Origin of the sequence: Mycobacterium sp. 852014-50255_SCH5639931 (genome assembly GCF_001665605.1) — a bacterium.
Classification (GTDB): Bacteria; Actinomycetota; Actinomycetes; order Mycobacteriales; family Mycobacteriaceae; genus Mycobacterium; species Mycobacterium paraffinicum.
In genome coordinates, this window is the sequence record NZ_LZSV01000032.1 from 39114 (window position 1) to 59309 (window position 20196).

General features: G+C 67.4%; 24 protein-coding genes and 1 tRNA gene. 10 read left to right on the plus strand and 15 right to left on the minus strand.

Annotated features, from left to right (window positions below; genetic code table 11):
• Window positions 1–35 precede the first annotated feature (35 nt).
• Genes A5758_RS18675 through A5758_RS18695 form a run of 5 tightly spaced genes read right to left on the minus strand, consistent with a single transcriptional unit; the run spans window position 36 to window position 4582 of the window.
• Window positions 36–2252, minus strand: a complete 2217-nt coding sequence (locus tag A5758_RS18675; RefSeq protein ID WP_067742982.1) for a SpoIIE family protein phosphatase — start codon at window positions 2250–2252, stop codon at window positions 36–38.
• On the minus strand, window positions 2249–2821 hold the full coding sequence (locus A5758_RS18680) for a SpoIIE family protein phosphatase (RefSeq protein ID WP_369816463.1): 573 nt from the start codon (window positions 2819–2821) through the stop codon (window positions 2249–2251). Before A5758_RS18680 ends, A5758_RS18675 begins: the two co-directional genes overlap by 4 nt.
• Window positions 2822–2867: 46 nt before the next feature.
• Window positions 2868–3278 carry an anti-sigma regulatory factor gene (locus A5758_RS18685; RefSeq protein ID WP_067206260.1) on the minus strand — a complete coding sequence of 137 codons (411 nt, stop codon included), beginning with the start codon at window positions 3276–3278 and terminating at the stop codon, window positions 2868–2870.
• A complete protein-coding gene (locus tag A5758_RS18690) occupies window positions 3268–3657 on the minus strand; it encodes an STAS domain-containing protein (protein ID WP_067206181.1) in 390 nt (129 codons plus the stop codon). The genes A5758_RS18685 and A5758_RS18690 overlap by 11 nt, the downstream gene beginning before the upstream one ends.
• A gap of 22 nt (window positions 3658–3679) precedes the next feature.
• On the minus strand, window positions 3680–4582 hold the full coding sequence (locus tag A5758_RS18695; protein WP_067206184.1) for an STAS domain-containing protein: 903 nt from the start codon (window positions 4580–4582) through the stop codon (window positions 3680–3682).
• 162 nt (window positions 4583–4744) lie between these two features.
• Here A5758_RS18695 and A5758_RS18700 point away from each other — a divergent pair, with 162 nt between their 5' ends.
• Both A5758_RS18700 and A5758_RS18705 read left to right on the plus strand, forming a co-directional pair.
• Entirely contained in the window at window positions 4745–5113 is a 369-nt protein-coding gene (locus A5758_RS18700; protein ID WP_156622699.1) for an STAS domain-containing protein, read from the plus strand.
• A gap of 182 nt (window positions 5114–5295) precedes the next feature.
• Window positions 5296–5796, plus strand: coding sequence for a DUF6328 family protein (locus A5758_RS18705; protein ID WP_067206190.1), 501 nt, complete (start codon window positions 5296–5298; stop codon window positions 5794–5796).
• Here the strand turns inward: A5758_RS18705 and A5758_RS18710 are convergent.
• Window positions 5764–6456: an HAD family hydrolase gene (locus tag A5758_RS18710; RefSeq protein WP_067742984.1), complete on the minus strand. Its 693-nt coding sequence runs from the start codon at window positions 6454–6456 to the stop codon at window positions 5764–5766. The genes A5758_RS18705 and A5758_RS18710 overlap by 33 nt on opposite strands.
• A 352-nt stretch (window positions 6457–6808) precedes the next feature.
• On the opposite strand from A5758_RS18710, the gene A5758_RS18715 reads away from it, so the two are divergent.
• On the plus strand, window positions 6809–7099 hold the full coding sequence (locus A5758_RS18715) for a hypothetical protein (RefSeq protein WP_067742987.1): 291 nt from the start codon (window positions 6809–6811) through the stop codon (window positions 7097–7099).
• Window positions 7100–7173: 74 nt separating this feature from the next.
• Window positions 7174–7476, plus strand: a complete 303-nt coding sequence (locus tag A5758_RS18720) for a DUF4193 domain-containing protein (protein WP_067206198.1) — start codon at window positions 7174–7176, stop codon at window positions 7474–7476.
• A 41-nt stretch (window positions 7477–7517) separates the two neighbouring features.
• On the opposite strand, the gene A5758_RS18725 is transcribed toward A5758_RS18720, so the two are convergent.
• From A5758_RS18725 to ponA2, 5 genes are all read right to left on the minus strand, one after another.
• Window positions 7518–8093, minus strand: coding sequence for a hypothetical protein (locus A5758_RS18725; protein ID WP_067742990.1), 576 nt, complete (start codon window positions 8091–8093; stop codon window positions 7518–7520).
• 82 nt (window positions 8094–8175) lie between these two features.
• Window positions 8176–8249, minus strand: a tRNA-Pro gene (locus tag A5758_RS18730).
• 61 nt (window positions 8250–8310) lie between these two features.
• Window positions 8311–9426: a PLP-dependent cysteine synthase family protein gene (locus A5758_RS18735; RefSeq protein ID WP_067206204.1), complete on the minus strand. Its 1116-nt coding sequence runs from the start codon at window positions 9424–9426 to the stop codon at window positions 8311–8313.
• Window positions 9423–10382 (minus strand): metallophosphoesterase, encoded by a 960-nt coding sequence (locus A5758_RS18740; RefSeq protein WP_067742993.1) that lies wholly within the window; start codon window positions 10380–10382, stop codon window positions 9423–9425. Before A5758_RS18740 ends, A5758_RS18735 begins: the two co-directional genes overlap by 4 nt.
• 68 nt (window positions 10383–10450) lie before the next feature.
• Window positions 10451–12880 (minus strand): transglycosylase/D,D-transpeptidase PonA2, encoded by a 2430-nt coding sequence (ponA2, locus tag A5758_RS18745; protein WP_067742996.1) that lies wholly within the window; start codon window positions 12878–12880, stop codon window positions 10451–10453.
• Window positions 12881–13244: 364 nt separating this feature from the next.
• Between ponA2 and A5758_RS18750 the strand changes: the two genes are divergently transcribed.
• Window positions 13245–13595 carry a WhiB family transcriptional regulator gene (locus A5758_RS18750; protein WP_067206210.1) on the plus strand — a complete coding sequence of 117 codons (351 nt, stop codon included), beginning with the start codon at window positions 13245–13247 and terminating at the stop codon, window positions 13593–13595.
• Between the two features lie 21 nt (window positions 13596–13616).
• Here A5758_RS18750 and A5758_RS18755 read toward each other — a convergent pair whose 3' ends face one another.
• Window positions 13617–14786, minus strand: coding sequence for an ArsA family ATPase (locus A5758_RS18755; RefSeq protein ID WP_067206213.1), 1170 nt, complete (start codon window positions 14784–14786; stop codon window positions 13617–13619).
• Window positions 14783–15805, minus strand: coding sequence for an ArsA family ATPase (locus A5758_RS18760; RefSeq protein WP_067206217.1), 1023 nt, complete (start codon window positions 15803–15805; stop codon window positions 14783–14785). The genes A5758_RS18755 and A5758_RS18760 overlap by 4 nt, the downstream gene beginning before the upstream one ends.
• A gap of 77 nt (window positions 15806–15882) precedes the next feature.
• Between A5758_RS18760 and A5758_RS25880 the strand changes: the two genes are divergently transcribed.
• Genes A5758_RS25880 through A5758_RS18770 form a run of 3 tightly spaced genes read left to right on the plus strand, consistent with a single transcriptional unit; the run spans window position 15883 to window position 17297 of the window.
• Window positions 15883–16044 (plus strand): DUF4177 domain-containing protein, encoded by a 162-nt coding sequence (locus A5758_RS25880; protein WP_007166633.1) that lies wholly within the window; start codon window positions 15883–15885, stop codon window positions 16042–16044.
• Window positions 16045–16509, plus strand: a complete 465-nt coding sequence (locus tag A5758_RS18765) for a RidA family protein (RefSeq protein ID WP_067206222.1) — start codon at window positions 16045–16047, stop codon at window positions 16507–16509.
• The gene (locus A5758_RS18770; protein WP_067206225.1) at window positions 16506–17297 is read left to right on the plus strand and encodes an MBL fold metallo-hydrolase; all 792 of its coding nucleotides are present in this window, start codon (window positions 16506–16508) and stop codon (window positions 17295–17297) included. The genes A5758_RS18765 and A5758_RS18770 overlap by 4 nt, the downstream gene beginning before the upstream one ends.
• A 191-nt stretch (window positions 17298–17488) precedes the next feature.
• Here the strand turns inward: A5758_RS18770 and crp are convergent, their stop codons facing one another.
• Both crp and A5758_RS18780 read right to left on the minus strand, forming a co-directional pair.
• Entirely contained in the window at window positions 17489–18163 is a 675-nt protein-coding gene (gene crp, locus A5758_RS18775) for a cAMP-activated global transcriptional regulator CRP (RefSeq protein WP_044508824.1), read from the minus strand.
• Between the two features lie 98 nt (window positions 18164–18261).
• A complete protein-coding gene (locus tag A5758_RS18780) occupies window positions 18262–18657 on the minus strand; it encodes a hypothetical protein (protein ID WP_231987356.1) in 396 nt (131 codons plus the stop codon).
• 173 nt (window positions 18658–18830) lie between these two features.
• Here A5758_RS18780 and nth point away from each other — a divergent pair, with 173 nt between their 5' ends.
• Window positions 18831–19511: an endonuclease III gene (gene nth, locus A5758_RS18785; protein WP_067206232.1), complete on the plus strand. Its 681-nt coding sequence runs from the start codon at window positions 18831–18833 to the stop codon at window positions 19509–19511.
• A gap of 12 nt (window positions 19512–19523) precedes the next feature.
• A complete protein-coding gene (locus tag A5758_RS18790; protein ID WP_067743002.1) occupies window positions 19524–20171 on the plus strand; it encodes a TlpA disulfide reductase family protein in 648 nt (215 codons plus the stop codon).
• Window positions 20172–20196: the final 25 nt, after the last annotated feature.

A 20196-nucleotide genomic window follows, 5' to 3' on the forward strand; every position in this document is an offset into this window, starting at 1 on the left:
GCAATCCAGGGGCCACAAACGGTGCGGCGCCACCCCTACCCACCCTCGGCCGGCAGCCGGAAGGTGATGTCGGCCGTCGTCCCGGCGGGGGTGCAGTCGAGTTCGAGCGCGGTGCTGAGCGCCCGCATCAGCACCAGGCCCCGCCCACCGTTGCCGGGGTTGACCTGCGGTGGCTTCCACGAGCCCTGGTCGCTGATCCGGGCGAGGATTTCGCCGTCGGCGAGTTCGACGTCGAGCAGCATCGTGCCCGGCGGTTGTCCGGAGTATGCGTGCTCGACGCAGTTCGTGCAGGCCTCGTTGACGACCAGCACGATGTCGGCGGCCAGTTCGTCCGGCACGTCCGCGGTGCGCAGCCATTGGGCCAACCGATGCCGGATGCCAACCAACCGCCCTGCGCTGGCTTCACTTTCGATCCGAAGCGGGGACTGCTGGTGCCGGTAGATCACCATCGCCACATCGTCGTCATACCCCGCCGCGGGCGCCAGCTCACTCAGGACCGCATCGGCGACCGAGTCCAACGGCAACGTCGTCGTCTTCGCCAGCACCGCTGCGGCGCGGCCCATCCCGTCATCGATGGACTCGTGTTTGCGCTCGACAAGCCCGTCGGTGAACAGCATCAGGGTGGAGCGGGGCGGCAGCACGCGGCTGGTCTGCGGGCGGGGGTCGGGGCGGCGGACCGCGAGCGGCACCGACGCGGCATCGGTCAACATCAGCGTCGTCCCCGGCTCGGACCCGACGAGCACGGCGGGCATGTGGCCGGCGTTGCTGTATTGCAGGACACCGGATTCGGTGTCGAGGATCGCCAGGAAAACGGTGGTGCAGTATGCGTTCGGGATGAGCGAGGCCGCCGAGTCGAGTTGCTCGAGCAGCAACGCGGGCTCTGCCCCGTTGATCAACAGCGCCCGCGCCGAGCTGCGTAGCTGGCCCATGACCGCCGCGGCCGGCAGCCCGCGACCCACGCAGTCACCGACGACGATGCCGATGCGATGGTCGCCGATCGGCAGCACGTCATACCAGTCGCCGCCGATTTCCAGGGGCGGGACCGCGGGCTCGTAGCGCACGGCGAAGCCCGGGGGCGGCTGCATCGTCGGCAGTAGGGCGCGCTGCAGGGTCAGCGATGTCTCGCGGGCGCTTTCGAATTGGCGGACGTGTTGCATGGCCAGGCTCAGGTGGCCGATGAGGACGGTCACCAGCAGCCGGTCTTCGGCACTGATCCAGCGCGGCGAGCGCAGCTCCAACCACAACGCCAGGTCGCCCGCGCCGGAGAGCACCGCCACCAATCCGTGTGCCTTGCCGGGATTGTCTGGTCGCTCAACCGTTTTGGCGGTCAGCGGCAGCTGGTGACGCGCGACCTCGAAGGTATGACGCAACCACGGATCCAGCTTGCGCCAGGACGTTTTGGACGTCTCGCCCGCCACTTGGACGGTCGGTTCGCCGTCGCCGGTCGGCCAGGAGATCGCGACCACCCGTTGTACGTCGATGGCCGTGCTGCACTCGTCGAGAGTGATGGACAGCAGCTCGTCAACGCTTTTGGCCACCGCCACCGCAGTCGCCAACCGCAGCACCGCGCTTTCCCTTGCGGCGAAGGCCCTTTCGGCGGTGATGTCACGGATCGTCCCCACGAAGACGCCTTGTTCGCTGCCGCTGCCCTGCACCGCGTTGATGCTCACCGTCACCCAGACCAGGTGCCCGTCGCGGTGCCGAATCGGTGTCTCGTAGGTGGTGGTGCCGATGCTCTGGACCAGCGCCTGCTGTTGGCGGGCGCCCTGTTGGTCGACCAACCACGGGTGCGGCCACCGGTAGGGCAGGCCCTCGGCGGGATAGCCGAGTATTTCGATCAGGGCGTTGTTCATGTCGATCACGGAGCCCTCGTGATCGGCGACGAAGAAGCCCTCCTGCAACGAATTGACCAGCGCGGTGCGGAATCTGTCGCGGTCGGCCAGTCCCTCGGCGCGGGCGCGCTCGCGCGCGAAGCGCCTGGTGCCGTCCAGGAAGCCGCGGGTGGCGATGTCGAGCGGGACCAGCAGCTGCAACAGGAATTCCAGCGCGATCGGCGCGTCTATCTGGATGTCCTTGGCCAGAACGAGGATCAGCTGGACGTGCCGCTCGATGATCGCGAGCAGGCTGACTTCCTCCTGCAGGGCTCGGCGGCCGAGCTCATACGCGGCCGCCAGGCTGTCCTCGTCACGCGCCTCCATGTAGGTGCGCAGCGCCGCGGCGTACTGGGCGTGGAACTCGTCGCTATCACTCATGTCGAGACGCCCCGATGACGAGCGGTCAGCACCATGGCATCGTCGGTTTCCTTGGCATCCTTACCGAGTAATTCCTCGGCGATGACGACTGCGGTGGCCGAGAAGTCGATGTGGTCAAGGTAGTTTTCGGCGATCCCGTCGGTGCTTATCACGAGCAGGTCTCCCGGACGGATCGAAATAACCTGCGCCGGTCTGATTTCCGGTATGCGATAGCCGACGATTCCCGCGGTAAGCCGTGCGCTGGATCGGATTTGGACGCCGGTCGGGGACTTGGCCACCACGTCGGCGGTGACGTTGCCGACGCCCGTCCAGGTCAGCGTGTTAGCGGCGAAGTCCACCCGTGCCAACGTCATCGCCACCCCTCTGGTGCCCTCCAGCACACGATGGCAAAGCTGGATCAATACTTCGAGCCGCTCCGAACTGGAGCGTTTGACCGCTTCGATGGCGCGCAGCGCAGCGGCTGCGGCATCCGGACCGTGGCCGAGGCCGTCCACCACGCCGAACAGCGCAGCTTCGCGGCCGATGTCGACTGCGAGGCCTCGATCGCCCGAGACATACTCGCTGGGCAGTGGGCGGCCCGCCCTTGCCCACTCGATCGGACCGAACCGGCCGTTGTCACGCACGGGGAGGGACCCATTTCCACATCTCGACGACCGTCCCCCGGCCGAGCGCGGACTCCACGAACAACTTGTCCATCAGCCGGCGGGAGCCCGGTAGGCCCATCCCCAACCCGCGGCCGGTCGAATACCCGTCTTCCATCGCCCGCTCGATGTCCAAGATGCCCGGTCCCTGATCCTCGGCGCGCACCACCAGAGCCTTGCGGCCTTCCCGGTCGGCCACGAAGACCCGGACGCTGCCGCGGCCGGCGTAGCTGGTGATGTTTCGCGCGATCTCGGAGATCGCCGTCGCGATCATTGTGACGTCTGTGAGGGAGAATCCCAGATCGAGTGCGAGTTGGTGTCCGGCTTTGCGAGCTTCGACGATGTCGTCGGAATTGTCGATGGCGACGACGATATCAGTCGCCACCATCGCGCCCGATCGTCGGCTTCCGCTGCGTCAGTTGGCGATTCAGCAGGGCGAGGCCTTCTTCGAGGTCCAGCGCCGTATTCATGTCGTCGAACGCCAAACCCAGCTGGACCATCGCGAAGGCCACTTCCGGCTGCAGGCCGACGATCACCGTGTCCGCGCCGCGCAGCCGCGTCATGTGCGCAATGGTCCGCAGCGACCGGGCCGCGAACGAGTCCATCACGTCGATGGCGGTGACGTCGACGATGATGCCCTGCGCGCGGAACCGGCTGACCCGCTCCATGAGGTCATAGCGGAGCCGCTCGGCGTCGGAGTCGCTGAGCGCGGCCTGGACCGAGGCGATGAGGATCGCACCCTGTTTCAGGATCGGTACGGGCATGGCGCGCTCGTGTTCCTCGTAGCTATCCTGGCTGCTCGCCGGTGCGAGTGACCTCGTAGCCCAGCAGGCGCTCGGCTTCCTCGATGCCGCCCTGCAGGTCGCCGACGGCGTTCATCTTCGACAGGTCCAGCCCGATGGTCACCAGCGTCAGGGCGATTTCGGAGGACAGGCCGGTGATGATGACGCTGGCGCCCATCAGACCCGACGCGTCGACCGTCTGCACCAGGTGGTTGGCCACCGTGGAGTCGATGGTCGGCACACCGGTGATGTCGATGACCACCACTTTCGCGCGGTTCGCGCGGATGGCTCTCAGCAGTTGCTCGGTGACCTGACGGGCGCGCTGAGAATCGAGCACACCGATGATCGGCAGAATCAGCAGCTGTTCGCGCACCTGCAGCACCGGCGTCGACAGCTCGCGGATGGCTTCCTGCTGCTGGCGGATGATGCGCTCGCGTTCCTGCACGAAGCTGACCGCCACGGTGTTGGCGATGCGGTTGGCCGCGGGTTCGTAGGCATCCAGAACCCGATTTAGCATCTCGAATTCGGTCTGGTACTTCTCGAACAACGAGCGCGCCAGCACGTCACGCAGCAACAACACGATGCCGACGACCTCGTCCGTTTCCACGCCCCGCGGAATGATGCGCTCGGATAGGTCGCGCGCGTAGGCCTGCAGCGCCTCGACGCTACCGGTCTCGAGCACCTCCACGTAGTTGTCGTAGACGGCAGTCGCCTCGGAGAACAGCTCCTCCGGCGTCATCGCGGTGAGCAGTTCGGCCTCGGTGATCCTGCGTGCCCACTCCTCGCGCAGCACGGTGCGGTTCTGCCGCAGGTGCTGGACGAGCTGTGGCAGCAGGCCCTCGCTGGAAATGCTGACCGCCTGCGCGGTGGCGCCCCCGCCGCTGAACTCCGCCGGCGAATCTGACATATTGCCTCCCGAGTGCCGGTCCGCGCCCCGCTGTGTGCAGGCTCGATTTTGCGAGACTAGCCTGGGTTGTCGCGGGGCAGGTGTTGAGGGCATATTCTTCTCGCAGTTCGCAACGCAGGCTAGGCTTGCACCACACCTGACGCCCAGGACAAAGGATCGCCATTGTCAGCTCCTGATTCGATTACCACGTTGGTTGAGGACCACGATGGGGTGTCCGTGGTCAGTGTCAGCGGCGAAATCGATCTGGTCACGGCGCCGGCCCTGGAACAGGCCATCGGCGCGGTTGTCGCGGAGAGCCCCTCGGCACTGGTCATCGATCTCTCCGCGGTGGAATTCCTCGGTTCGGTGGGCCTGAAGATCCTGGCGGCGACGTACGAGAAGCTGGGCCAGGCGACGGGGTTCGGGGTGGTCGCGCGCGGCCCGGCGACCAGGCGGCCGATTCACCTGACCGGGCTGGACAAGACGTTCCCGTTGTACCCGACGCTGGACGACGCGTTGACCGCGGTGCGGGACGACAACATCAGCCGGTAGTCGTCGCTGCGCGCGGTTGCGCAACAACGTTTTTGGTGAATTGCCGGCGTCCATTGCGATATATGGCTACCAAATTGGCGGCCGCGGAAATCAATTCACTTTGCGAAAGCGGATAACGAATTTTCGCGACCATCCTGCGTGAAACGGCGCTGGCGCATGCGACAGGTGCGATGATCACGCCTATGGACGTCGACAATCCTCAAGACGACCAGCGATGGGATAGCCACGAGCGTGGCGAAACCGAAATCCAACGGCTGGACCGCAATTGGAACAGCCTGCTGCAGGAGCTGCGCGTCGTGCAGACGGGCGTGCAGCTGCTCACCGGTTTCCTGCTGACCCTGCCGTTCCAGCAACGTTTCGACGTTCTCGCCCCGCTCCTGCGCGACGCCTATCTCGCGACTGTGGGGTGCTCGGTGGGCGCGACAGTGCTGCTGATCGCCCCGGTGGGCATGCACCGGATGCTCTTCCGGCGCCATCGTCTCCAGGTGCTGGTGTCGGCCGCGCACCGCTGCGCGTACGCCGGGCTGGCGCTGCTCGGCCTCGCCCTGACCGGGGTGACGATCATCGTGTTCGCCGCGGTGGCCGGACGCAGCCCGGCCCTGATCGCGGGAGCGTGTGCGCTGACGCTGTTTACGTTCTTCTGGTGGCTGCTACCGATTCTGCTCCGCACCCGCGGCATGTAGCGCGAGTTCGGAGATGCGGGTCGAGTCCAGGTGCTCGAGCAGGTCTTGTGGATCGGCGAAGATCGGTGCCGAGCCCGCCGCCTGCAGCTCCTCGCGCGCAATGCCGCCGCTGAGCAGCCCGATGCAGGGCAATCCGGCGCCCGCCGCGGCATGTGCGTCCCACACCGCGTCCCCGACGAACACGGCATGGTCGGCATCCACCCCGGCCCGCTCCAGCGCGACCTGCACGATGCCGGGTTCGGGCTTGGCGGTGTCGACGTCGCGCGAGGACGTCGTTTCGGAGATGACGTCGTCGCAGTCGAGGACCTTGCGCAAGATCTCCAGCTCGTCGTCGGGTGCCGAGGTGGCCAGCACCACCTGCAGCCCCAGCTCGGCGACGCGGCGCAGCAGCGCGCGGGCACCCGGTAGCGGCGTGAGCAGCGGGGTGCTCTCCCGGTAGTAACGGCTGTGCCCGTCGCTGAGCCGCTCCTGGACCTCGTCCGGGGCGTCGTTGGAGAGCGTTCGCACCAGCGTGGAGCCGTCCATGCCGATGCACCGGTGGATCTGCCAGGCGGTGACGGGCAGGCCCTCGTCGTCGAAGGCGCGCAGCCACGCGTGGACGTGAAGATAGTTGGAGTCGACCAGGCTTCCGTCGACATCGAAGAGAACGGCGGGTTTCATCTGCGCGGCATACCCAGGCCGGGGCCGGCTGACACCGGGGTGCCGCGTCGTTTGCGTTCGGGGACGGCGGGTAACCGCCAAGCGTGATCCGCAAATCGGCTACGGCTCGTTAACCGCCGGGTCGGGCGGCGGCCCAGCCGGCGAACCGCATGCCGCACGAATCATCCTGATACACAGACTTTCTCATGAGCACCGACGGGTGCGCGACGCCGAACTTGCTTGGCACGCCGCGAATTCCGATGAGGCCGCCCCGCCGCCGACCATTTGACCGCTGTGAGCTAACGAACACCGGCCGGCGCGAATCCGCCCGCCGAGACGTTTAATCGCGGCGATGACCGGGTAAAAGCCGATCATGGTCGCGCCCGTTTCGTTACGAGCAGCAAACTACTCGGTCGAGTACGAGCGCGATTTCCCCCTGCTCGGCCTCGCGGCCGTGGCGGTCTGGGCCGTCAGTCTGGCAGTCGGGCTGTTCGAGCTGCTGTTTGGGCACGAAGGGGCGGCGATCGTCGCGCTGACCGTGTCGGTCGTCGCGCCGTGGCTGGGCCTGGCCCTCGCGCATTACCCCGCGATTGCCAGGCGGCTGAGGCGGCTCACTGGCCGGCGGGGTGACATTTTCGGGCCGGTCGGTGTAACTCGCGCCTGAATGGGGTACTGCCTGCGCCACGGGTGAGTACAGGAAAGTGCGTCAACCCGGCTCATCAGCAGGAAGGAACTGCCATGGCGACCGCAAGCGACTATGACGCACGCCGGGTCTCCGACTCCGAAACTCAGGACAAGTCCCCGATACGCGAGCTAGCCCCGACGTTGCAGGGATCCGCCACCACGGTGGTCGATGAGGACCCCAACGATGTGCACTTCTTCGAGCTTCCCGGCGCCGACCTGTCCGGCGAGGAACTGTCGGTGACGGTCATTCCCCAGCGGTCCGACGAGTTCATGTGCTCGAGCTGTTTTCTGGTGCAGCACCGCAGCCGGTTGCACAGCTCGAACGGGGGCAGGTCCGTCTGCGCCGACTGCGCCTAGTGCCGCAATGGTCGGGGCTGAATCGTTGGCGCACAACCGGTTCAGGCCTGCGCCCACTCTCGGTGACACACGGCGCAACGCCGGGTGACCATCGCCCAGTCCGGTTCGTTCTTGACGGGCTCGCGGATCAGGTGCGTGGATAAGTCGCCACAGCCGGGGCAGGCACAGATGGCGCGGTAGGGCTCGACGGGCTGGTCTTGCATCAGCCGCAGGTTTTCCGCCCGAGAGAACGGCACGATCGCCAACGACTCGGGGCGGGGAGCGGGGTGCGGATTGTCGAACCACAACAGGCCGCAGGTCACGGTCGCCACCGCCGTGAAGACGGCCAGGATCATCGTCGGGATGTCCCACGGCCAGTTCGGAGGGATGGGCGTCAGCACGAGAACCACCAGCACGGCGGAGATCACGCCGCCGATGATGGTGCCGGGTTTGGCGAATCGGTAGCCCCCGACGTTCAGCGCTTCCCACGCCTGGATCTCCTGCTGTCGCCGGGTGATCTCCGCCAGGGTGGGGTGGCCGGGGCTGTGGACCGGCGCCGGGGAAGCAGCAAATCCGGTGACCTGTGGGCCGACCCCGCGTGGCTCGCCCTGCTCGGGCGGCGGGCTTACCAGCGCCATGCGGGCAGAGCTTAACGGCAAAGCCGCAACGCCGCAGTGTCAAACTCGGCGTTCGGCTGTCACGCCAGCTAATACAACTGAGTCGGGGTGGCGGGATTCGAACCCACGGCCTCTTCGTCCCGAACGAAGCGCGCTACCAAGCTGCGCCACACCCCGCTTGAAGCTCCGACAGCCTATCGCACCGGCCCATCGGCTGGCCAAACCGCGGCGTGGCGGCTCATTGCCAGAGGCAGGAGCGCTCGAACTGCGCCAGTACCTCGGCGGGACCGCTCGGATCAAGTCCCTGCGCGCTGACCCACTCGTCGCTGAAGTAGGTGTCGTGGTAGCGGTCGCCGCTGTCGGCGAGCAGCGTGACTACCGAACCGCTGCGCCGCTGGGCGACCAGCTCGGCGAGCAAGCCGAAGGCGCCCCAGAGGTTGGTACCCGTCGACGGCCCCACGCGGCGCCCCAGAACGGCGCTGACGTGCCGGGCGGCGGCGACCGACGCCGCGTCGGGCACCGACACCATGCGGTCGACCACGCCGGGCAAGAACGACGGCTCGACCCGCGGCCGGCCGATGCCCTCGATCCGAGACGAGGTGGGCATCACGACGTCGTAGCGGTCGTCGGCGTAGGCGGGAAAGAACGCGGAGTTTTCCGGGTCGACGACGCACAGCCGGGTCGCGTGCCGGCGGTAGCGGATGTAGCGGCCGATCGTCGCGCTGGTGCCGCCAGTGCCCGCGCCCACCACGATCCACTCCGGGATGGGATGCGTCTCGTCGCCCATCTGCTCGAAGATCGACTCGGCGATGTTGTTGTTGCCCCGCCAGTCGGTGGCGCGTTCGGCGTTGGTGAACTGGTCCAGGTAATGCCCGCCGGTGTCGCGGGCGACGCGCTCGGCCTCGGCGTACACCTCAGCAGAGTTCTGCACGAAATGGCAACGGCCGCCCTGGGCTTCGATCAGTGCCACCTTGGCCGAGCTGGTGGACGCCGGCATCACGGCGACGAACGGCAGGCCCAGCAGGGCCGCGAAATACGCCTCCGACACCGCCGTCGAACCCGACGACGCCTCGACCACGGTGGTGCCCTCGTCGATCCAGCCGTTGCAGAGCGCGTACAGGAACAAGGAGCGGGCCAGCCGGTGCTTGAGGCTGCCCGTGATGTGCGTGGTCTCGTCTTTGAGGTACAGCGCCACCTGAGCGCCGGGACCGTCCCCGGCCCACGCCGACGGCAGCGGGTAGCGCAACAGGTGCGTGTCGGCGCTGCGGCGCGCGTCGGCCTGGATCAGCCGGACCGCGTTGTCCGTCCAGCACCGCGAGCGGCTGCGGACCGCGATCCGGGTCCGCTCGGTCAACGCACCGAAACTGTTGGCTGCGAACGGCTTAGGTCGCTGGCCGAATCGCGGCCGCCCATCGGGGTGGCGATCAACGTCAGCAGGGTGGCCTCGGGCCGGCAGCAGAAACGCACCGGCGCGAACGGTGAGGTGCCGATGCCGGCGGAGACGTGCAACTGCATGTTCACGCCCCACCGGGACGGTCCCTTCGCCCGGGTCCGGTCCAGGCCACAGTTGGTCACCAGGGCGCCGTAGAGCGGCAGGCAGACCTGGCCGCCGTGGGTGTGTCCGGCCATCACCAGTTGGTAGCCGTCGGCGGCGAAGCGGTCCAGCACCCGCGGCTCCGGGGAATGGGTCAGCCCGAGTCGCAGGTTCGCGGCCGGGCTGGCCGGGCCCGCGATCGTCTCGTAGCGGTCGCGGTCGATGTGCGGGTCGTCGACTCCGGCGGCGGCGACGTGCAGGCCGGCCACCTCGAACTCGCGCCGCGTATGGGTGAGGTCGAGCCAGCCGCGCTCGGTGAAGGCCGCCCGCAGGTCCTGCCAGGGCAGCGGCTCACCGCGAACCCGGTGCGACGGGTTGGTCAGATAGTTCAGAGGGTTCTTCAGGCGCGGGCCGAAGTAGTCGTTGCTGCCGAACACGAAGACACCCGGCCGCGACAGCAGATCCCCGAGGGCCTGCACCACCGCGGGCACCGCCTTGGGGTGGGCCAGGTTGTCGCCGGTGTTGACCACCAGGTCGGGTTCCCAGTTGCTCAGCTCGCGCAGCCAAGCCTGTTTGCGGCGCTGGTTGGGCAGCATGTGCAGATCGCTGATATGCAGCACCCGCAGGGGCGTGGAACCGGGCGCCAGGACGGGCATGGTTATCTCGCGCAGGACGAAGGCGTTGCGCTCGACGACGGCGGCGTAACCGATGCCGGCGACAGCCGAACCGAGTGCGGCGGCACCGGTGCGAATCAGCGTGGGCAAAACATCAGCCATGCTGGCAGCCTACTGCCGGTTGCGCTTTGGCAACGCATACCTTGCGCCGCGGCACCAAAGATGGCGGCCTACGGAGGCGGCTGCCCCGGCGCGGGGGGCGGCGGCGCCAGCAGCGGAATGGTGATCGGGGGCAGACCCGGGATCTCCACCACTTGTGACCCGACCGGCGGCGGCCCGCCTTCGGGCGGCGGCGGAGGAGCCGGCGGGATGCCGTTGCTGACCTGGATGGTGATGATCGACCCCGGGATCGTTGCGCCGCTCGGCGTGGTTCCGACCACCTCGCCCTGCTTCGCGGTGCTGTTGACGAAGTTGTTCTGGTCGGCGACCTGGAAGCCCGCCTCCTTGAGTCGCGACCGGGCCGCGTCGATGTCCAGGCCGGCGACGCTCGGCACCCGCGACCCGGGCGACCCGTCGACGTACCGGGGATCGGTGGGCGGCAACTGCACCGGCCCGAAATTGGTGGCGATCGGCTTCATGGCCGTGAACCAGGTGCGGGCCGGCTCGTTACCGCCGTACAGGTCGCCCTCGCCGCAATGGCGCAGCGGCGACGAACATAGGTCCGTCGGCGTCGTGGAGTCGTCGTAGATGTAATTGGCCGCCGCGTAGTGGTTGGTGAATCCCACGAAGCCGGAGGAGCGGTGCGCCTCGGTGGTGCCCGTCTTACCGGACACCGGCAGCGTCCAGCCCGCCGCACCGGCGGAGCCGGAGGCCGTGCCGCCGCCCACCGCGTCCTTGCTCATCGCATTGGCCATGGTGTTCGCCAGGCCTTCGGGAACCACCTGGTCGCAGGTCTCGGTGGTCACCGCGACCTCGTTGCCGTGCCGGTCGATCAGCTTGTCGATGGGGTTCGGCGGGCACCACGTGCCGCCGGAGGCCAGCGTGGCGGCGACGTTGGACAGCTCCAGCGCGTTCACCTCGATGGGGCCCAGGGTGAACGAGCCGATGTTCTGCCGTTTGACGAAGTCCGCCAGGCTCTCGTTGCTGTCGGGGTTGTAGTCGCGGGCGGTGCCGGGATCGGCGTAGGAGCGCAGGCCCAGCTTGATCGCCATGTCCACCGTGCGGGTCACCCCGACCTGCTGAATCAGCTTGGCGAACGCGGTGTTCGGCGAGGTGGCCAGCGCCTCGGTCACGTTCATCGACCCGCGGTAGTTGCCGGCATTGACCACGCACCAGGTGTCCTTGGGACAGCCCTTGGCCCCGCCGCTACCCATGCCCTTGGCCTGGAATCGGCTCGGCACGTCGAGCGTGGCGTTTGTGCCCATGCCCATGTCCAGGGCGGCGGCCGTCGTGAAGATCTTGAAAACGGACCCCGCGCCGTCGCCAACCAGCGAGAACGGCTGCGGTCGCATGGTTTCGCCGGCGTCGAGGTTCAGGCCGTAGGTGCGGTTGCTGGCCATCGCCATCACCTTGTGCGACGTCTTGCCGGGCTGAATCACGCTCATCACGCTGGAAATGCCGGGCAGGGTCGGGCTGGCGAACTGGTCGATGGCTGCCTTGACCGGGGTCTGCACGTCCGGGTCGAGCGTGGTACGGATCAGGTAGCCGCCGCGGGCCACCTGTTCTTTGCTGATGCCGGCGCGGGACAGGTACTCCTGGACGTAGTCGCAGAAAAAGGCGCGATCGCCGGCCGCGATACAGCCCCGCGGTAACTCGTTGGGCTGCGGCAGCACACCCAGCGGGGTGGCCTTGGCGGCGCGCAGTGCGTCGGCTTCCTGAGGGATGTTCTCGATCATGGTGTCCAGCACCAGGTTTCGCCGCGCCAGCGCGCCGTCGGGGTTGGTGTAAGGGTTCAGCGCGCTGGTCGACTGCACCATGCCCGCCAGCAGCGCCGCCTGTTGCCAGTTCAGGTCCGAGGCGTTGATGCCGAAGTAGGTTTGGGCCGCGTCCTGCACGCCGAACGAACCGTTGCCGAACGACACCAGGTTCAGGTAGCGGGTCAGGATCTCGGGCTTGGTGAAGGTCTTGTCCAGCGTGAGCGCCATCCGGATCTCGCGCAGCTTGCGGGCCGGGGTGGTTTCCACGGCGGCGCGCTTTTCCGCGTCGGTCTTCGCCGTCACCAGCAACTGGTAGTTCTTGATGTACTGCTGCTCGATGGTCGAACCGCCACGGGTGTCGACGTCTCCGCGCGCGTAGCCCGCCAGCCCGGTCAGCGTGCCCTTCCAGTCCACCCCGTTATGGTCGGCGAACCGCTTATCCTCGATCGACACGATCGCCAACTTCATCGTGTTGGCGATCTTGTCGCTGGGCACTTCGAAGCGGCGCTGGGAGTACAGCCAGGCGATGGTGTTGCCCTTCGCGTCGACCATCGTCGAGACCGCGGGCACCTCACCCTCGAGGAGTTGGGCCGAGCCGTTGGCGACGACTTCGGAGGCCCGGTTGGACACCAGTCCCAATCCGCCCGCGAACGGAAACATCAGCGCCGTGGCGACGACGCCGGCCAGCAAGCAATACCCGGCGAGCTTCAAAATCGTGAGAAGGGCCGGGGGGCGGTCTGACATGGCTACTACAGTAGCGGCCCCCAGTCACGCCGCCACGCTGCGAGTTCACCCACTTTTTGCCCCTGTCATTGACCAGCGCTTTACCGCCGCGAGTGCGATAAAATTTGCGCGTGCGTCAGTGAGGCGGGCCCCCGCGCACGTGTGCAAGATCACTTCGATCGCCTACCCTTTTGAGACGAGACGGGACGCCCGTCCCAAAAAAGGCGTTATCGGACTGTTGCGCAATTGGTGGCTGACCACCTAACTTAGACACACGGTGAGATTCAGGTAACACCGATGTACACAGTGTGGCGTAGATCGCAGGTGTGGATCTGCACCCCAGGAGGGCGGTCGTGAGAGCGGCCGGTAGGGAAGGGAACAGTTCGTGTCAGGAACACGGCCTGCGGCGCGTAGGACAAACATTGCGGCCGCACAAGGGGTACTCCGCAGCGTTGATGCCGAAGAACGGATCGCCTGGGTTTCCAAAGCACTGTGCCGGACCACGGACCCGGACGAACTCTTCGTTCGAGGGGCCGCCCAACGCAAGGCCGCCGTCATCTGCCGGCACTGCCCGGTCATGCAGGAGTGCGGGGCGGACGCGCTGGACAACAAAGTCGAGTTCGGCGTCTGGGGCGGCATGACCGAGCGTCAGCGCCGGGCCCTGCTCAAGCAGCACCCGGAAGTGGTGTCCTGGTCGGACTTCTTCGACAAGAGGAGAACCCGCAACGTCGGCTGACCCAGCGGTTCGGCCGGGCTCTTAGCGAAGGGGCCCCTGGGCCGTGGCGCGGGTCGCGTCGTCGCCCGCCGACGTGATCTGATCGGCGAGCGCGCGCAACGCTTCCAGATCCGAGACGTCGAACGGCAGCGAGGGAACGCCGATCACCGGCACGTGCGGGTTGGCACCGGTGAACCGCGACAGCAACCTGATCTCCCGCTTGGCGGTCTGTGCGCGGTCGGCGTGAATCCTCAGCACGGCCGCGGCCAGCGAGGCCGCCTCGGAATCCGGCTCGGCCGCCAACGTTTCGATTCCGTCGATCGCCCGCTCGGCGGGCAACGAGCACAACGTCGGGTGGGTGCGGTTCAAGACCAGCCCGGCGAGCGGCATGTCTTCCTGAGACAACCGATCGACGAAGAAGGAGGCCTCGCGCAGTGCGTCGGGCTCTGCCGCCGACACCACCACGAACTGCGTGCCGCGCCTCTTGAGCAGCGCGTACGTCCGATCCGCCTTCTCCCGGAAACCGCCGAAGGTGGCGTCCAGCGATTGTACGAAAGCCGCCGCATCGCTCAACATCTGTGAGCCGAGCACGGTGGACATCGCCTTCATCGCCAAACCCATTGCGCCGGTGACTAATCGGCCTATGCCCCGGCCCGGCGCGAGCAGCAGCCGCCACAACCGGCTGTCCATGAAGCTGCCCAGCCGTTTGGGCGCGTCCAGGAAGTCCAGCGCGTTGCGCGACGGCGGGGTGTCAACCACCACCAGGTCCCAACGATCCTCGGCCAGTAGCTGACCCAGCTTCTCCATCGCCATGTATTCCTGCGTGCCGGCGAGCGAGCTGGCGACGGTTTGATAGAACTGGTTGTCCAGGATCGACTGCGCCCGGCCGTTTCCGGAGTATTGGAGCACCATTTCGTCGAACGTGCGGCGCATGTCGAGCATCATCGCGTGCAACTCGCCGGGGACCTCGGGCGCCAAGGGCACTCGTTGCGGGGTGTTGCCGAGGTCGTTGACCCCCAGGGCCTGTGCCAACCGCTTGGCCGGGTCGATCGTCAAAACGCAGACGTTGCGGCCGTATTCGGCCGCGCGCAACGCCATCGCGGCCGCGGTGGTGGTCTTGCCCACCCCGCCGGCGCCGCAGCACACCACCACGCGGTTTGACGTGTCGGCCAAGATCGAGGCCATATCAAGCCTATTCGGCGTGGTACTCATCGAACCCCCTGCTGCGCAAGCGCTTCCGAAAGCTCATAGAGGCTCCCGAGGTCGACGCCGTCGGAGATCGCCGGCAGCTCGAGCCGGGGCACCTGCAGCGCGTCCAGTTGTTGCGCGACCTCGGCGCGCGCGGCGATCACCGTGGCGTGCTCGATGGTTTCGGTCAGCAGCCCGGCGAACTCGGTGTCGTTCAGCTTGATCCCCGCCATTTCCAGCCCGGCCCGCACGGAGTCCGCGTCGACGTCTCCCTCGGCGGCCTTCGCCAGGTCGGCGGGCTGCAGATGGGACGCGATGTTGCGATTCACGATCACGCTGCCGATCGGCAGCTCCATCTCGGCGAGCTCCTCGATGGCTTCCAGGGTTTCCTGCACCGGTAACGCCTCCAGCAGAGTGACCACGTGGATGGCGGTCTGCTCGGAATGCAGCAGCTTCACCACGCCCTCGCTCTGCGAGTGCACCGGTCCGCCCTTGGCCAGATCCGACACGGCCTTCGTGACGTCCAGGAAGCGGGCGATCCGCCCCGTCGGTGGTGCGTCGACGACAACCGCGTCGTAGACGGGGTTCTTGGCCCCCTTGTTCAGCCGCACCACCGACTCCTTGATCTTGCCGGTGAGCAGGACGTCACGCAGGCCGGGCGCGATCGTCGTCGCGAACTCGATGGCGCCGATGCGCCGCATCGCCCGCCCGGCGATACCGAGGTTGTAGAACATGTCCAGGTATTCCAGGAACGCGGCCTCGATGTCGATGGCCAGGGCGTTGACCTGACCGCCCCGTTCGGCCGTCGCGATCTTGACTTCCTGGTAGGGCAGCGGCGGGACGTCGAAGAGTTGCGCAATGCCTTGCCGCCCTTCGACTTCCACGAGAAGGACTTTGCGGCCTCCGGCTGCCAGGGTCAGTGCCAGTGCGGCCGCGATCGTCGACTTGCCCGTACCGCCTTTGCCGGTGACGAAATGCAGGCGGGCCTTCGAAAGCCGCGCCGGCCAGCCGACGGCGCTACCGCCGCTCGATGTGTTTGCCACCTTCGCATGCTAGCCCGACCGGCGTCCGGCCCCCGGGCAGGCCAGAGCCGTTCACATCCGACCGATAAGCTCGCGCCATGAGCCAACCCACCGCATGGGAATACGTCACCGTCCCGCTGCTCACACACGCCACCAAACAGATTCTCGACCAGTGGGGTGCCGACGGCTGGGAGTTGGTGTCCGTACTGCCCGGGCCAACCGGTGAGCAACACGTCGCGTATTTGAAGCGTCCCAAGTAGATGACTGCTTCCGCCCGGCTCGCGGAACTCGGGGTCGCGCTTCCGGAGGTGGTGGCGCCGCTGGCCGCCTATGTGCCCGCGGTGCGGACCGGCAACCTGGTGTACACCGCCGGTCAGCTGCCGCTGCAGGCGGGACAGCTGGCCGGGGCCGGCAAGGTCGGGGCGCAGGTCAGCTTGGAAGAAGGCAAGGCGATGGCGCGGATCTGCGCGCTCAACGCCCTGGCGGCCGTCGATTCGCTGGTGGGCATCGACGCGGTGACCCGAGTGGTCAAGGTCGTCGGCTTCGTCGCCTCCGCTGCGGGTTTCAACGGCCAGCCGAGCGTCGTCAACGGCGCTTCGGAGTTGCTCGCCGAGGTGTTCGGCGAGGACGGCGCGCACGCGCGGTCGGCCGTCGGCGTTTCCGAGCTGCCGCTGGATGCGCCGGTCGAAGTGGAGCTGATCGTGGAGGTCGGCTCGCGACCGTGACCGACGTGCCGGAGTCGCCGCGTCATCCCGCATACGGCACGCTGCGGGCGGTCACCGACACTGCCTCGGTTCTGTTGGCCGACAACCCCGGGTTGATGACGCTTGAGGGCACCAACACCTGGGTGCTGCGCGGCAAGGGCAGCGACGAGTTGGTCGTGGTGGACCCCGGGCCCGACGACGACGAACACATCGCCCGGGTCGCCGAGTTGGGCCGTATCACGCTGGTACTCATCAGCCACCGGCACGGCGATCACACCGACGGCATCGACAAGCTGGTCGAGCGGACCGGCGCGACGGTGCGGTCGGCGGGTAGCGGGTTTCTGCGCGGCCTTGGCGGTCACCTCACCGATGGTGAGGTGATTGACGCGGCCGGCCTCAAGATCCGGGTGATGGCCACCCCCGGCCACACCGCCGACTCGTTCTCCTTTGTGCTCGACGACGCCGTCCTCACCGCCGACAGCGTGCTGGGCCGCGGCACCGCCGTCATTGATTCCGAAGACGGCAGCCTGGCCGACTATCTGGAATCGTTGCGGCGCTTGCGTGGTCTGGGACGGCGTACGGTCCTGCCCGGCCACGGGCCGGACCTGCCGGACCTGGAGGCCGTCGCGTCCGGGTACCTGGTGCACCGGCAGGAACGGCTGGAACAGGTGCGCGCGGCGTTGCGGGACATCGGCGACGACGCCACCGCGCGCCAAGTCGTCGAACACGTCTATGTAGACGTCGACGAGAAACTCTGGGACGCGGCCGAATGGTCCGTTCAGGCGCAGCTGGACTATTTGCAGCGCTGAACTCGCGCCGAAATCGACGCTATCGCGGAAAAGATCGAGTGAACGTGTCGATAACGTCGATCTCGACGCAATTCGCGCGCTTACCTCGCTCGGGGGTTTGTTTTCTCGCTCGGTTGCGCCCGCGCTCCGCGCGCGCTTACCTCGCTCGGGGTTTGTTTTCTCGCTCGGTTGCGCCCGCGCTCCGCGCGCGCTTACCTCGCTCGGCGGGCGAGCCTTTCGGAGTCCGAAATGAGCACACTCTTGCCTTCCAGGCGGATCCACCCGCGGTGGGCGAAATCGGCCAGCGCCTTGTTCACCGTCTCGCGGGACGCCCCCACCAGCTGGGCGATCTCCTCCTGCGTCAGGTCGTGGGTGACCCGCATCGCGCCACCCTCCTGGGTGCCGAACCGCTGGGCGAGCTGCAGCAGCTGCTTGGCCACCCGGCCGGGCACGTCGGTGAAGATGAGGTCGGCCAGATTGTTGTTGGTGCGGCGCAGCCGGCGGGCCAGCACCCGCAGCAGCTGCTCGGCGATCTCGGGACGGTCGGCGATCCACGCCCGCAGCGCGTCGCGGTCCATCGATACGGCGCGCACCTCGGTGATGGTGGTGGCGCTCGAAGTCCGTGGGCCGGGGTCGAAAATAGACAGCTCGCCGAACATGTCCGACGGGCCCATGATCGTCAGCAGGTTCTCCCGGCCATCGGGTGAGCGACGACCGATCTTTACCTTCCCCGAGACGATGATGTACAGCCGATCACCCGGCTCGCCTTCGGCGAAGACCGTGTGCCCACGGGGAAAGTCGACGGGTTGCAGTTGCTTGGTCAGCGCGGCGACCGCGCCGGGCTCAACCCCTTGGAAGATTCCTGCCCTTGCCAGGATCTCGTCCACGTTGCCTCTTCAGCTTTCCAATGATTTGTGTACGGGCAGGTTAATCCCTTGCTCGCGTGATGAGTCTAGCGGTAGGACATTTTGTCCAACGTGCAACGCTACACACGATTGACGTGTCGAGTGGCCTTAAACTGCGGATTGATGGGCGAATGCGCTTGTATTCGCGTCGGCAATGTCAGCTCGGCATGGTCAATGAAGCTGGCGGCAAACGACGGCGCCGCATGCCGCGGTCCGGACGTCAGCCCGGCCAGCGCGGCGTCGGAAAGTTCCCGGGCCTCGCGCCGGTGCAGAAACTCCAGCGCCTCCGGCATGCCCTCCCGGGCCAGGGTGCGCACGTCGACAAGTTCGGCGTACTCGAAAAGCTCGGTGACCGCGACAACGGTGACGTCCTCGCGGGCGAGCCTCCGTTCGAGCCGCCCCAAGCCGAGCGCCGCCAGCATCAGCAACGCCGGAACGCAGGCCACCAGCAACCACGACACAAGGAGAGTAAACATGGACTTCAATCAACACGAGGTCTCGGCGAGATCACGAAATCAGTACTCTGTCGTAGGTGACAGCGGCAAAGTCGTCCGGGCGCTCGAAGTCCACGTCGGTCCCACCGGGTGGTAACGGCGCACGGCGCTGGTCTGAGGAGACGCGGGCCGGCTTGGTGCGGCGGGCCCGCCGGATGAATCGGGCGCTGGCGCAGGCGTTTCCGGACGCACACTGCGAGCTGGACTTCACCACGCCGCTGGAACTGACCGTCGCCACGATCCTTTCCGCGCAGAGCACGGACAAACGGGTGAACCTGACGACGCCGGCGTTGTTCAAGCGGTACCCCTCGGCGCTGGACTACGCGCAGGCGGACCGCGACGAACTGGAAACCCTGATCCGTCCGACGGGGTTCTTCCGCAACAAGGCGACCTCCCTCATCGGCCTCGGGCAGGCGCTGGTCGAACGGTTCGACGGCGAGGTGCCTTCCACCATGGAGGAACTGGTCACGCTGCCCGGGGTGGGCCGCAAGACCGCGAACGTCATCCTGGGCAACGCCTTTGGCGTCCCCGGCATCACGGTCGACACCCACTTCGCGCGGCTGCTGCACAGGTGGCGCTGGACCAGCGACAAGGACCCGGTGAAGATCGAGCGCGCGGCCGGCGAACTGATCGAACGCAGCGAGTGGACCATGTTGAGCCACCGCGTGATCTTCCACGGCCGCCGGGTTTGCCACGCGCGCAAGCCGGCCTGCGGTGTGTGCGTGGTGGCTAAGGATTGCCCCTCCTTCGGCCTCGGCCCCACCGAACCGCTACTGGCCGCGCCCCTGGTGCGGGGCCCGGAAACCGAGCACTTGCTGGCCCTGGCCGGCCTGTAGGCGCCTACAACCTTGACGCGGACCACGCGCTGGACCATCGCGATCCTCGCGGTGGTGGCGGCGCTGGCGGCGGCCCTGGTCCTCCAGCTGCGCGACGAGTCCGCGCCGGCCCCGAAGCCCGGCACGGCCGTGAGCCCGCCCGACCGCGAACATCGCGACACCGACACGGCCGCCGCGCTGGCGGGTCCGCGGCAACGGGCCGACCTGGCGCCCTGTCCCGCCGCCGGTGACGGCCCGGGCCCCCCTGCGCTGCGCGGTGTCACGGCCGAGTGCGCCGCCGACGGTTCGGCTGTCGACGTCGCCCGCGCGCTGGCCGGGCGGCGGGTGGTCCTCAACCTATGGGCGTATTGGTGCGCGCCGTGTGCGGCCGAACTGCCCGCGATGGCCGAGTATCAACGGCGAGCCGGGTCTGACGTGATGGTGGTGACGGTGCATCAGGACGAGAACGAGACGGCCGCGTTGCTGCGGCTGGCCGAACTCGGCGTTCGGCTGCCGACCCTGCAGGACGGTCGCCGACAGGTCGCGGCTGCCCTGGGCGTGGTAAACGTGATGCCCGCGACTGTGGTTCTGCGGCCGGACGGTAGCGTTGCCCAGATGCTGCCGCGGGCCTTCGACAGCGCCGACGAGATCGCCGCCGCGGTCGGAAATGACAAGGGATAAGCCGAAAATTGGACCGACTGGAGCG